Origin of the sequence: Streptomyces sp. Ag109_O5-1 (assembly GCF_003814875.1) — a bacterium.
GTDB lineage: Bacteria > Actinomycetota > Actinomycetes > Streptomycetales > Streptomycetaceae > Streptomyces > Streptomyces sasae.
On the sequence record NZ_RKQF01000001.1, the window covers coordinates 9,806,232 to 9,818,764 of the forward strand.

At 71.3% G+C, this 12,533-nt stretch carries 14 protein-coding genes; 3 read left to right on the top strand and 11 right to left on the bottom strand.

Annotated elements, in window-relative coordinates; genetic code table 11:
- Positions 1 to 11 precede the first annotated feature (11 nt).
- Positions 12 to 455, top strand: a complete 444-nt coding sequence (locus EDD90_RS44690) for a hypothetical protein (RefSeq protein WP_123978772.1) — start codon at positions 12 to 14, stop codon at positions 453 to 455.
- On the opposite strand, the gene mug is transcribed toward EDD90_RS44690, so the two are convergent.
- From mug to EDD90_RS44740, 10 genes are all read right to left on the bottom strand, one after another.
- Positions 433 to 1,005, bottom strand: coding sequence for a G/U mismatch-specific DNA glycosylase (mug, locus tag EDD90_RS44695; RefSeq protein ID WP_123982288.1), 573 nt, complete (start codon positions 1,003 to 1,005; stop codon positions 433 to 435). The genes EDD90_RS44690 and mug overlap by 23 nt on opposite strands.
- Positions 1,002 to 2,447 carry an adenylosuccinate lyase gene (gene purB, locus EDD90_RS44700; protein WP_123978773.1) on the bottom strand — a complete coding sequence of 482 codons (1,446 nt, stop codon included), beginning with the start codon at positions 2,445 to 2,447 and terminating at the stop codon, positions 1,002 to 1,004. Before purB ends, mug begins: the two co-directional genes overlap by 4 nt.
- Positions 2,448 to 2,520: 73 nt before the next feature.
- Positions 2,521 to 2,865, bottom strand: coding sequence for a DUF4326 domain-containing protein (locus EDD90_RS44705; RefSeq protein WP_123978774.1), 345 nt, complete (start codon positions 2,863 to 2,865; stop codon positions 2,521 to 2,523).
- A gap of 10 nt (positions 2,866 to 2,875) precedes the next feature.
- Positions 2,876 to 3,658 (bottom strand): SGNH/GDSL hydrolase family protein, encoded by a 783-nt coding sequence (locus EDD90_RS44710; RefSeq protein WP_123978775.1) that lies wholly within the window; start codon positions 3,656 to 3,658, stop codon positions 2,876 to 2,878.
- 121 nt (positions 3,659 to 3,779) lie between these two features.
- Positions 3,780 to 4,793: a hemolysin family protein gene (locus EDD90_RS44715; RefSeq protein WP_123978776.1), complete on the bottom strand. Its 1,014-nt coding sequence runs from the start codon at positions 4,791 to 4,793 to the stop codon at positions 3,780 to 3,782.
- Entirely contained in the window at positions 4,790 to 6,124 is a 1,335-nt protein-coding gene (locus EDD90_RS44720) for a hemolysin family protein (RefSeq protein ID WP_123978777.1), read from the bottom strand. The genes EDD90_RS44715 and EDD90_RS44720 overlap by 4 nt, the downstream gene beginning before the upstream one ends.
- Before the next feature lie 178 nt (positions 6,125 to 6,302).
- Positions 6,303 to 6,737: a GNAT family N-acetyltransferase gene (locus tag EDD90_RS44725; protein ID WP_123978778.1), complete on the bottom strand. Its 435-nt coding sequence runs from the start codon at positions 6,735 to 6,737 to the stop codon at positions 6,303 to 6,305.
- A gap of 44 nt (positions 6,738 to 6,781) precedes the next feature.
- Positions 6,782 to 7,636 carry a TIGR03621 family F420-dependent LLM class oxidoreductase gene (locus tag EDD90_RS44730; protein ID WP_123978779.1) on the bottom strand — a complete coding sequence of 285 codons (855 nt, stop codon included), beginning with the start codon at positions 7,634 to 7,636 and terminating at the stop codon, positions 6,782 to 6,784.
- A 47-nt stretch (positions 7,637 to 7,683) separates the two neighbouring features.
- Positions 7,684 to 10,251: an ABC transporter permease gene (locus EDD90_RS44735; protein WP_123978780.1), complete on the bottom strand. Its 2,568-nt coding sequence runs from the start codon at positions 10,249 to 10,251 to the stop codon at positions 7,684 to 7,686.
- A 6-nt stretch (positions 10,252 to 10,257) separates the two neighbouring features.
- Positions 10,258 to 11,046, bottom strand: a complete 789-nt coding sequence (locus tag EDD90_RS44740; protein ID WP_123978781.1) for an ABC transporter ATP-binding protein — start codon at positions 11,044 to 11,046, stop codon at positions 10,258 to 10,260.
- Between the two features lie 129 nt (positions 11,047 to 11,175).
- Between EDD90_RS44740 and EDD90_RS44745 the strand changes: the two genes are divergently transcribed.
- Positions 11,176 to 11,427, top strand: a complete 252-nt coding sequence (locus tag EDD90_RS44745) for a toxin-antitoxin system HicB family antitoxin (protein WP_123978782.1) — start codon at positions 11,176 to 11,178, stop codon at positions 11,425 to 11,427.
- A gap of 4 nt (positions 11,428 to 11,431) precedes the next feature.
- Positions 11,432 to 11,806, top strand: coding sequence for a fic family toxin-antitoxin system, toxin component (locus EDD90_RS44750; protein ID WP_123978783.1), 375 nt, complete (start codon positions 11,432 to 11,434; stop codon positions 11,804 to 11,806).
- A 31-nt stretch (positions 11,807 to 11,837) separates the two neighbouring features.
- Here EDD90_RS44750 and EDD90_RS44755 read toward each other — a convergent pair whose 3' ends face one another.
- Complete coding sequence (locus tag EDD90_RS44755) at positions 11,838 to 12,521, bottom strand: class I SAM-dependent methyltransferase (RefSeq protein WP_123978784.1); 684 nt, start codon at positions 12,519 to 12,521, stop codon at positions 11,838 to 11,840.
- Positions 12,522 to 12,533 lie beyond the last annotated feature (12 nt).

Consider the following 12,533-nt stretch of genomic DNA (forward strand, 5'->3'; position numbering starts at 1 on the left):
TACTGGATCACATGGACATCGCGAAGCACCTCGCCGTGATCGACGAGCTGTGCGCCCGGGAGTTCCCGACGGGGCACGGCAGGGTCGACGTCGGCACGGGCGGACCGGGTTATTTCATAGCCGAGTTAGCGACGAGCGGCGACTTCTACGAGGCCGACCTGGACGTGTTGGAGGAGACGGAGGCGCAGTTCGACGCCGACCGGGACGCGTTGGGAGAGCGGCTCGGCGAGCGCTGCGCGCCGGTCGGCCCGATCAGCCTGTTCAGCGCCTTCCAGCGGAGCGAGGAGGGAGAGGCGATATCCGAGCCGTGGCGCACGCTCGCCTCCCATGTGCCCGACCTGCATCTGTGGAAGTCGACGCAGACCGGCCGCTGGATCGCCCTCGGCGTCTCCCAGTGGGACAGGGATCTGCCCTTTCAACTCCTCGCCGTGGTCACCGACGTGGACCTGCCGTGACCGGCCGGCCCTCCGCCGCCTCCCGCAACCGCCCGAACTCCTCCGCCATCGTCGCCGCAGTCCAGTGCGCGTTCAGTCCGCTGGGGTTCGGCAGCACCCACACCCGCGTGTCCCCGATGGTCCGCTCCTGCGGCCCCACCTGGGCCCTGCGGTCGTCGAAGGCGGCCCGGTAGGCCGTGACGCCCACCACCGCCAGCCACCTGGGCCGCACCCGCTCCACCTTCGCCGTCAGCAGCCGCCCGCCCTCGGTGTACTCCGCGGCCGCCAGCTCGTCGGCCCGCGCGGTCGCCCGTGCCACCACGTTCGTGATGCCGAGCCCGTACGACAGCAACTCGCCCTGTTCCGCGGGCTTCAGCAGCCTGGGGGTGAAGCCGGACAGTTGCAGCACCGGCCAGAAGCGGTTGCCCGGCCGGGCAAAATGGTGGCCCGTCGCCGCCGTCATCAGACCGGGGTTGATCCCGCAGAACAGGACGTGCAGGCCGTCCGCGATCACGTCCGGTACGAGACGGTCGCGGGCGGCCTGCAGGTCCGCCGCCGTGAACCGGGTCAGAGGATCGCTCCGGGCGTGTAGCCGGCGGCCTCCGGGTGCTGCTTCGCGATCTCCTCGATCCGGCCGACGACGACACCGACCTGGGCGGCCGCCGCGCCGGTGAAGGACAGCTTGTCGGCCATCAGGGCGGCCAGCTGCTCGCGGTCGAGCGGCAGCCGCTCGTCGGCGGCCAGCTTGTCGAGCAGGTCGTTGCGCTCGGCGCCCTGCTCGCGCATCGCGAGCGCGGTGGCGACGGCGTTCTCCTTGATCGCCTCGTGCGCGACCTCGCGGCCGACGCCCGCCCGCACCGCGCCCATCAGCACCTTGGTGGTGGCGAGGAAGGGGAGGTAGCGGTCCAGTTCGCGGGCGATGACGGCGGGGAACGCACCGAACTCGTCGAGGACCGTCAGGAACGTCTCCAGGAGACCGTCGAGCGCGAAGAACGCGTCGGGCAGGGCCACCCGGCGTACCACCGAGCAGGACACGTCGCCCTCGTTCCACTGGTCGCCCGCCAGCTCGCCGGTCATCGAGGCGTAGCCGCGCAGAATGACCATCAGGCCGTTGACGCGCTCGCAGGACCGCGTGTTCATCTTGTGCGGCATCGCCGAGGAGCCGACCTGGCCCGGCTTGAAGCCCTCCGTGACCAGCTCGTGCCCGGCCATCAGCCGGATCGTCTTGGCCAGCGAGGACGGCGCGGCCGCCAGCTGCACCAGCGCGGTCACCACTTCGTAGTCCAGCGAGCGCGGGTAGACCTGGCCGACCGAGGTGAACGCCTGCGAGAAACCGAGGTGCCCGGCGATCCGGTCCTCCAGCTCGGCGAGCTTCGCCGCGTCCCCGCCCAGCAGGTCCAGCATGTCCTGGGCGGTACCGACCGGGCCCTTGATGCCGCGCAGCGGGTAGCGGCCGAGCAGCTCCTCCACGCGGCCGTGGGCCACGAGCAGCTCGTCGGCGGCGGTCGCGAAGCGCTTGCCGAGGGTGGTGGCCTGCGCGGCCACGTTGTGCGAGCGGCCGGCCATGACCAGCTCGGCGTACTCGCCGGCCAGCTTGCCGAGGCGGGCGAGTACGGCCACCGTACGGTCGCGCATCAGCTCCAGGGAGAGCCGGATCTGCAGCTGCTCGACGTTCTCCGTCAGATCGCGGGAGGTCATGCCCTTGTGCACGTGCTCGTGCCCGGCGAGGTCGTTGAACTCCTCGATCCGCGCCTTCACGTCGTGCCGCGTGACCTTCTCACGCTCGGCGATCGAGGCCAGGTCGACGGTGTCGAGGACCCGCTCGTAGTCGGCGATCGCCGCGTCCGGCACCTCGATCCCGAGGTCCTTCTGGGCCCGCAGCACGGCGAGCCAGAGCTGCCGCTCCAGCTTCACCTTCTGCTCGGGCGACCAGAGCGTGGCGAGCTCGGCGGAGGCGTAGCGTCCGGCGAGGACGTTGGGGATGCGGGGCTTGGCGGGCGCGGCTGAAGTCACGTGTACGGATTCTACTGGCGATTCGTGCAGGCCAGCGCCGCAGGCCTGCACGTGCGAACCTACGAGAGCAGCGTCACGGCTGTGGCAGGTCGGCCAGGTCCGCCAGGACGTCCGCGTGGCAGAGCTCCGGCGCACACCAGCACGCCAGTCTCTTCCCGCGCAGTTCGGACACCAGTTCCAGCAGCTCGGGCCGCTCCAGCAGGTAGGCCCGGTACATCGCCATCACCGCGGCGCGGGTGCCGTCCCGCCGCTTCTTCGGCGTGTCGTAGGCGAAGGGGTTGGAGAGCGGGTGGCGGGGCAGATCCCAGCCGCCCAGGGTCCAGCGGCGGCCCACGTAGACGACGTCCGCGGGGGCGTGTTCCAGCCGGGGGCCGAACTCGTGGATCCGGCCCCTCACATTGATCACCCGCGTACGCACAGGAACGACGCTACGCCTCGTACGGCAGCAGCTCCGGCCGCTTCGGTGCCCGCCCGTCGCCCGAGGAGCGGCCGGTCAGGCGGCGGCCTATCCACGGCAGCAGGTGCTGCTTGGTGAAGCGGACGTCCTCGATCCGGCGCGCCAGCCAACCGGGCGGCGGTGTGGCCGGCATGGGCGTGCGCCACTCGGTGTCCTCGGGCTCGTAGCCGAGGGTCTGCCAGACCGCCTCGGCGACCCGGCGGTGCCCCTCGGCCGTCAGATGCAGCCGGTCCACGTCCCACATCCGGGGGTCGGCCAGCGAGGGTGCCCCGTACAGGTCGACGACGAGGGCGCCGTGGCGTTCGGCCAGCGCGTCGACGATGCCGAACAGTTCCTCCATGCGCGGCCGGAACCGGTCGAGCACCGGGCCCTGGCGGCCGGGGCTGCGCATCAGCACGAGCTGTTCGCAGGCCGGGGCCAGCCGTTCCACCGCCTCGGTGAGCAGATCCCGGACCTGGCCCATGTCGCATTTGGGCCGCAGGGTGTCGTTGAGGCCGCCGACCAGTGTGATCACGTCGGGCCGCATGGCGATCGCCACGTCCACCTGCTCCTCGACGATCTGCCCGATCAGCTTGCCGCGCACCGCGAGGTTCGCGTAGCGGAAACCGGGCGTGCCGGCGGCCATCCGTTCGGCGAGGACGTCGGCCCAGCCGCGGTAGGAGCCGTCGGGCTTCAGGTCCGACATGCCCTCGGTGAAGGAGTCGCCGATCGCGACCAGGCTGGAGTGTGCGGGAAGCACTGGGTTCTTCTGCATGGCGACAGAAATGGTATCCCGGGGCTCATACCCGCCGGTCGGTCGCTCCCCGGGGGCCGGGCATGCGGGCCGGAACAGCTCCCCGGGGGCCAGGCGTGCGGCCGCACCGCTCCCCGGAGGCCTAGGCATGCTGCCCGAACAGCTCCCGCAGCACGTCCTCCATCGTCACCAGACCCGCCAGCCGCCCGTCGTCGCCGAGGACGCCCGCCAGATGGGTGCGGCTGCCGCGCATCGCGGTGAGCACGTCGTCCAGTGGGGCGTCCTCCCGTACCCGCGCGATGGGCCGCATGTCCCGCAGCCGGAACGCCTCGTTTCGGGGCGAGGCGTCCAGCGCGTCCTTGACGTGCAGATAGCCGACGATCCGCCGCCCCTCGTCGACCACCGGGAAGCGGGAGAAACCCGACTCCGCCGACAGCCGCTCCAGCTCCTCCGGGGTGACGCCCACGCGCGCGTAGACGACACGTTCCAGCGGTACGACCACGTCCCACACCGGCCGGCGGCCCAGCTCCAGGGCGTCGTGCAGCCGCTCCTGCGCCCGGTCGTCGATCAGACCCGCCTCGCCGGCGTCCTTGACGATCTCGGCGAGCTCGGTGTCCGTGAAGGTCGCGGCGACCTCGTCCCTGGTCTCCACCCTGAGGAGCCTGAGCAGGGTGTTGGCGAAGGCGTTGACGGTGAAGATCACCGGGCGCAGCGCCCGGGACAGCGCCACCAGGGGCGGTCCGAGGAGCAGCGCGCTGCGCACCGGCTCGGCCAGTGCCACGTTCTTCGGCACCATCTCGCCGAGGAGCATGTGCAGATACGTCGCCAGCGTGAGCGCGATCACGAAGGACACGGCGTGGCCCGCGCTCTCGGGCACGCCGATCGCGTGGAACACCGGCTCCAGCAGATGCGCGATCGCCGGCTCCGCGACCACACCCAGAACCAGCGTGCACAGCGTGATGCCGAGCTGGGCGGCGGCCAGGAGCGCGGACACGTGCTCCAGCCCCCACAGCACGCTCTTGGCGCGCCGGTCGCCCGCCTCGGCATGCGGCTCGATCTGCGAGCGGCGTACGGAGATCAGCGCGAACTCGCCGCCCACGAAGAACGCGTTGACGACCAGCGTCGCGAGACCGATCAGCAGCTGTACCGCGGTCATCGCTCCCCCTCCCGATCCTGCCCGCCGGCGAGCGGCGCGTGCAGCAGCACCCGCGACGCCCGCCGCCCGGACGCGTCCACCACGTCCAGCCGCCATCCGGCGACCTCCACGCCGTCCCCGACCTCGGGTATCCGGCCCAGCTCGGTCGCGACCAGCCCGGCCAGCGTCTCGTACGGCCCCTCGGGCACCCGCAGGCCCACCCGCGCCAGCTGGTCCATGCGGGCTGCGCCGTCCGCCGAGTAGAGCGCGCGGCCCTGTTCGTCGGCGCCGGCGGGAGCGAGGTCGGGCGTCTCGTGCGGATCGTGTTCGTCGCGGACCTCGCCGACGACCTCCTCGACGATGTCCTCCAGGGTGGCGACCCCGGCCGTACCGCCGTACTCGTCGATGACGACGGCCATGGTGCGCCGGCCGCCGAGCCGGTCCAGGAGGCGGTCGACGGTGAGGGACTCGGGGACCAGCAGCGGTTCCCGCATCAGCTGGGCGACCGACGTGTGGGCCCGGTCCTCGGCCGGCATGGCCACGATGTCCTTGATGTGGACGGTGCCGACGACCGAGTCCAGGCTGTCCCGGTAGACCGGGAAGCGCGACAGCCCGGTGGCGCGGGTCGCGTTCGCCACGTCCTCGCAGGTCGCCCGGAGCTCCAGGGCGACGACCTGGACGCGCGGGGTCATCACGTTCTCGGCGGTGAGGTCGGCGAGGTTCAGCGTGCGCACGAACAGCTCGGCGGTGTCCGCCTCCAGCGCGCCCTGCTTGGCGGAGTGCCGGGCCAGCGCGGCCAGCTCCTGGGGCCCGCGCGCGGAGGCGAGCTCCTCGGCGGGTTCCAGGCCAAACCGCCGTACCACCCGGTTCGCGGTGTTGTTCAGATGGGTGATGAAGGGCCGGAAGGCCGCGCTGAACCAGCGCTGGGCGTTGCCCACCCGCTTGGCGACGGCCAGCGGCGAGGAGATCGCCCAGTTTTTGGGCACCAGCTCGCCGACGACCATCAGGAACACCGTGGACAGCGCGGTGCCGATCACCAGGCCCAGCGAGCTCGCCGCCGACGCCGAGACGCCCACCGCCTCCAACGGACCGGCCAGCAGCTTGGCGATCGAGGGTTCGGCGAGCATGCCGACCACCAGATTGGTGACCGTGATGCCGAGTTGCGCCCCGGAGAGCTGGAACGTCAGGTTCCGCACGGCCTTGAGAGCGCCCGCCGCCCCGCGCTCGCCGCGCTCCACGGCACGCTCCAGCTCACCGCGCCCGACCGTGGTCAGCGAGAACTCGGCCGCGACGAAGGCGCCGCAGGCGAGCGACAGCAGGATCGCCACCAGCAGCAGGAGCACTTCGGTCATCGGGTCACCTCCGTCCCATGATCGGACAGGGCGGACGGGACCGCGCGGTGTTGTCGGCGGAGTGGACCGGGAGGCTCGCCCATGGGCGGACGCTCACACACCTTTCATAGAGGAAGTCATCGGAACGCAGAGGACCCCTCAATGGTAAAGGATCGGCAAAGCTCCTCGGTCGGTACCCTCAGTCGGTGGCCGCCGCCAGCGGTTTCACCCATCGCCGCCACTTCTCCTCCGGCTCGTACCCGGCCGCCCGCCAGGCATGGTGCGCGGTCTCGTTGCGCACCAGCACCATGGCGTCCCCGCGTCGCCCGCCCAGCCGTACGAACCGCTCCTCGGCGGCCGCCAGCAGCGCCGAGCCGATGCCCCGGCGGCGTCGCTCCGGATGCACCGCCAGCCGGTACAGATGGCAGCGCCAGCCGTCGAAGCCCGCGATCACCGTGCCCACCAGCTCACCGTCCAGCTCGGCGAGGAGCAGTGCCCCGGGGTCCCGGGAGACCAGACGGTCCATCCCGCCCCGGTCGTCGCTGATGCTGGTGCCCTCGGCCGCCGCCTTCCAGAAGGCGAGCACGGCGTCGATGTCGTCGGGCTCTGCGGCCCGGATACGAAGATCGGTCATGCCGTGATCCCAGCACGGCCGACTGTGCGGATCCGCCCATTCCACTATGCGGACAGGGCGGCGATCACCGGGGCCAGCGCCTCCATGGACGGCTCCAGGACGGTCAGATACGAGAACCCGTAGCGCTCGCGCAGCCCGCGGACCCGTGCGACGACCTCCTCCAGCGTGCCGACCAGGACGACGGGCAGAGCGAGGGCCTGCTCCAGCGTCAGCTGGGGCTGCCGCTCCAGCATCGGTGCCAGCACCGCTCCGGGATCGTCGGTGACCGCCACCGACTGGATCAGCAGGTTGCGTTCGGCGGGTTCCGCGCGGTCGGCCGCGAACTGCCCGTAGCGGCGGACTCGTTCGTCGAGCTCCGCCGCGGAGACCGGCTCCAGGCGGCCCACCGTGCTGCCCGGCACCAGGCGCGCGCCCGTGAACGCCGCGATGTCCGCGTGCTCGGCGGTCAGCCGCAGCATCCGGTCGCCGTTGCCGCCGATCAGCAACGGCACCTCGCACCCCTCCGACTTCAGCAACTCCTCGACCGTGTACCGCAGATGGTCCACCCGCTCGCGCGGCGAGCCGAACGGCAGCCCGGCCCGGTCGTGTTCCGCCTGTACATAGCCGGTGCCCAGACCGAGTTCGAGCCGGCCGCCGGTCAGCGCGTCGGTCGTCGCCACCTCGCGGGCCAGCAACACCGGGTTCCAGAAACCGGCGTTGAGCACGAACGTGCCCAGGCGGGCCCGCTCGGTCGCCTCCGCCGCCGCGACCAGCGCCGGGAAGGGTGCGGGCATCCCGAGATGGTCGGGGACGAGGATCACGTCGTACCCGAGTTCCTCGGCGCGCCGGCATTTCGCGCGCCATTCGCCGGCCGACGCGGGCGTGAGGAGGTTGACCCCGAAACGGAACGGACGCGGCATGAACTCTCCTCGGCTAAAGGTGACTTGAGTGGTCCGTGGGGATTCCGTCACTCGTGCGCGATGGCCGCCAGCACGTTCATGCGCGATGCACGCAACGCCGGCAGCAGCGCGGCCACGATGCCGACGACCGCCGAGCCGATCACGACCGCGACGATCGTGCCCCACGGGACGGCGAGGGCCTTCATGCCCTGGAGCGCGAGGACCTGCTGTGTGCACACGCCCCACACCAGGCCGAGCGCGAGCCCCAGCACCGCCCCGAACACCGCGATCACCACCGATTCCAGCCGGATCATCCGGCGCAGCTGCCGTCGGGCCAGTCCGATCGCGCGCAGCAGTCCGATCTCGCGGGTGCGCTCCACGACGGACAGGGCGAGGGTGTTGACCACACCGAGCACCGCGATCACGATCGCCAGGCCGAGCAGCGCGTAGACCAGGTAGAGCAGCACGGCGATCTGGTCGTGGACCAGTTTCTTGTAGTCGGCCTGGTCACGTACCTGCACCTGCGGGAACGGGGCGAGGGTCCGGTCGAGGTTCTTGCGGAGCTGGTCCGGGCTCGTGCCCGAGGCCCGGTTGACGTACAGCGAGGAGTCCTGGCCGTTCGGCACGTACTTCTCCACGGTGGCGATGCCGAAGAACAGCCCGCCCTGGGTGCCGAACCCGCTGCCGCTGTCCTGGTCGGTGAGGGCGCCCACCTTCATCTCGGCGCTCTTCCCGCCCGGGAACTCGACCGGGAGCACACTGCCGAGCCGCACCTTGTGGTCCTCGGCGAAGTTGACGTCCATGCCGAGACTGCCGTCGGCCAGTGCCGCCGCGGTGTCGCCGCCCTTGTAGGCGACATGGGCGACGGCGTCGACCTGCGGGTCGTACCCGGCGGCGGTGGTGGTGACCCGCTTCCCGTCCGGCAGCCGTACCGCCACGGGCGTGAACCGCTGCCGTACCACCAGGCCCACTCCGTCGGCGGCGCGCACCTTGTCGGTGATCTCGTGGGTGAACGGCAGGAAGTTGCCGTTCTGGATCACGAAGTCGGCGCCGAGGGTCTTGTCGATCTGCTGGTCGAAGGACTTGGACATGGAGGCGCTGGCCACCGACATCCCGCCGACGAGGGCGAGGCCGACCATGAGCGCGGCGGCGGTGGCACCGGTACGGCGGGGGTTGCGCAGCGCGTTGCGCTGGCTCATGCGGCCGACCGAGCCGAAGAGCGCGGGGAAGACCGCGCCCAGGACCCGGATCACGGGGCGGACCAGCAGCGGGCCCGCGATGACCGTCGCGATCAGGGTGAAGACGACTCCGAGGCCGAGCAGTGAGGCGGCGGAGGCCGTCTTCGTGGCCGCCGCACAGCCCGCGAGGGCCGCCGCGCCGATCGCCCCGACGACCGTGCCCACGATCGCCCGCGTCCTCAGCGGTTTGCCCACACCGGCGATCTCGGCGTCCGCGAGCGCCGCCATCGGCGACACCGTGGCCGCGCGCCGGGCCGGCAGATAGGCGGCGACGAAGGTGACGCCGACGCCCACGGCGTACGCGGCGACGGGCGTGCCCCAGCCGATGACCATCTCGGTGGCCTTCAGGTTCATCCCGAACGCGGTCATCAGCTTGATCAGCCCGAGGGCCAGCCCGATCCCGGCACCCAGACCCACCGTCGAGCCGACGAGGCCGAGCAGCACCGCCTCGGTGAGCACGGACCGCCGCACCTGCCGCCGGTCGGCGCCCAGGGCGCGCAACAGGCCCAGTTCGCGGGTGCGTTGGGCGATGAGCATGGAGAAGGTGTTGACGATCAGGAAGACGCCCACGAGCGTGGCGATGCCCGCGAATCCCAGCATCACGTACTTGATGACGTCCAGGAAGCCGCCGAGGTCGGCCGCCGAGGACTTCGCCTGTTCGTCGGCGGTCTTCAGGTCGTAGGTCCCGGTACCGATCGACTCGCCGATACGGTGCTTGAGCTCGGCGTCGGTGACGCCCTTCGCCGCGTCCACCGAGATGCTGGTGGCCCGGCCGGGGGAGCCCAGCAGTTCCTTCGCGGCGACCGACGGGTCGAGGAAGACCAGGGCGGCGCCGGGGTTGGTGGTGGTGAAGGTGGCGATGCCGACGATCTCCACCTCGAAGGTGCCGGGCTGGGCCTGCACGGTCAGCGTGTCGCCGATCCGGACGTGCTTCTTGTCGGCGGTGTCCGCGTCCAGGAGCGCCTGCCCGGCGCCCTGCGGGGCGTGCCCCGAGGTGAGCTTCACGGGGCTGCGGTGGGTGAGGTACCAGTCCGTGGCGATGGTCGGGGCGCCGGTGGTCGGGCCGACCGACTTGTTGTGGCTGTCGACCACCACGATGTTCTGCACGGACACGTCCGCGTGCGTGTCCGCGACCCCGTCGACCTTCGCCACCCGGCCCGCCAGCGTGGCCGGCACGGTCTGGACGGCGCCGGTCGGCACCGACGACTTGAGGTCCTGCTTCGGCTCCACCGTCACATCTGCGGAGGTGGAGGCGAACAGCCGGTCGAAGGTGCGGGTGACGGTGTCGGAGAAGATCAGGCTGCCCGCGACGAACGCCACGGACAGGACGATGGCCAGCGCGGACAGCATCAGCCGTCCCTTGTGGGCCAGGAAGCTCCGCAGGGTCGCCTTCAGCACCGGCTCTCAGCCTTCCTCGGGGTCCGCGGACCCGCGTCCCACGTCGAACCGCTTCATGCGTTCCAGCACGGCGTCCGCGGTCGGATCCGCCATCCGGTCCACGATCCGGCCGTCCGCGAGGAAGAGCACCAGGTCGGAGTGGGCGGCGGCGCCCGGGTCATGGGTCACCATGACCACCGTCTGGCCCAGCTGGTCGACCGCGTCCCGCAGGAAGCCCAGCACCTCCAGGCCGGCCCGGGAGTCCAGGTTGCCGGTCGGCTCGTCGGCGAAGATCAGCTCGGGGCGGGAGGCCAGCGCCCGGGCGCAGGCCACGCGCTGCTGCTGGCCGCCGGAGAGCTGGGCCGGCCGGTGCTTGAGCCGGTCCCGCAGCCCCAGGGTGTCGATGACCTGGTCCAGCCACTTCTCGTCGGGCTTCTTGCCCGCGATGTCCATGGGCAGGGTGATGTTCTCGGCCGCGTTCAGGGTCGGGATCAGGTTGAACGACTGGAACATGAACCCGATCCGGTCCCGGCGCAGCCGCGTCAGCTCGCGGTCCTTCAGACCCGTTATCTCGGTGCCGCCGAGCCAGACCGCACCGGCCGATACCGTGTCCAGCCCCGCCAGACAGTGCATCAACGTGGACTTGCCGGAACCGGACGGGCCCATGACCGCGGTGAAACGGCCGCGCGCGATGTCCACGTCCACCGAGTCGAGCGCCAGCACGGCCGTCTCGCCCGCTCCGTACGCCTTGGTCAGCCCGCGTGCGCGGGCCGCCGGCCCGTCGGCGGCGGGTGCCTCCGCAGCTGCTGTGGACAAGACTGCCTCCCCGATCGCGCGACCTCTTTGTCCGGGTCGAGCGTAGTGTGACCCGTCCCACAGGCGGTATCACTTTTCGATTCCGATGCACACTTGCCGCTGCTAGCGGTTCAGCGCTAGCGTCGTGGTATGGCTAAGACCCAGCTGAACGTGCGGGTGGACGAGGGCACCGCCAAGGTGGCCCGCGAACGCGCCCTCGCGCGCGGCATGAGCGTCAACCGCTACATAGAGGAACTGGTCATGCAGGACACGGGTGAGGCGGGCCGGACATTCGTCGAGGCAGCCGCCGACTTCATGAAGCAGTACGAGTCCGTCTTCGCGGAGGAATTCGGCGAGACGCTCGGTACCGACACGTCTGACAAGACCGAAGGCCGTCACTGATCCCTTGAGCGACCTGACCATCGACCTCGCCTGGCTCCTCATGCTCGCCGAACAGAAGACCCCGGGTGACCCGCAGGTCACCGACTGGGGCGCGCTGATCGCGGCCGTCGCCAGGCACCAGGCCGAGATATTCGACGTCCCCGTCTACGACACCCCGCAGGCCCGTGCCGCGGCTCTGCTCCAACTCCTCATCCACGTACCGGCGTTGGAGCGCTCGAACGCCCTGTTCGCGTCCTCCGTCGCCTATGCGTACCTGGTCGCCAGCGGCCTGAAGGTCGCCACCTCGCCCGAGCAGGTCCGCGACCTTGCCCGGCTGGTCAAGAACGGCCAGGCGGGCGTGGCCGACATCGCCGAGGAACTGCGCAGCTGGAGCCTGTGAGCCGGACCCGGCATTCCCGGGGAATCGGTGATCAGGACTCCGGAGGCCGGCGCGCGACGCCCAGCACACAGTACGAGGACGGCAGCCGCGGCCCGTTCTCCGGAACCAGCACCGGCCGGTAGGGACCGAGTTCGAAGCCGGCCGCGCGCAGCGCCCCGATCGGCTCCCGGGACAGATGACAGCCGCCGCTCAGCAGCGGCCACACCGTCCGGTCCAGGGTCCGCTGGGTGAGCCTCATCGCCGGGCCGCCGCCCGAGCCGTGCTCGAAGAACCGCAGCTCACCGCCCGGCCGCAGCACCCGCCGAGCCTCCGCGAGAGCCCGTGGCACATCCCGGACACTGCACAGCACCAGCGAGAGCACCGCCGCGTCGAAGGCCTCGCTCTTCACCGGCAGCGCCTCCGCCGCGCCCGGCACCACGTCCACCGGGACCTCGGCGCGGACGGCGGCATCCGCCGCCAACTGCCGCAGGGTGCGCTCCGGTTCGATCGCGACGACCTCCGCGACCGAACCGGGATACCGGGCGAAATTGAGCCCGTTGCCCGCGCCGATCTCGATCACGCGCCCGGACAGCCCGGAGAGCAGCCGCTCCCGGATCGCGGCCATACCGAGTCTGGTCTCGGCGGTCACGCTGCAGCGGGCGTAGAAACGGGCGAACAGCGGGTGGTGGACGGGATCCCGCACCGGTTTCCCGGCGCCGGCGGACAACAGCCGCATGACGGACCTCCA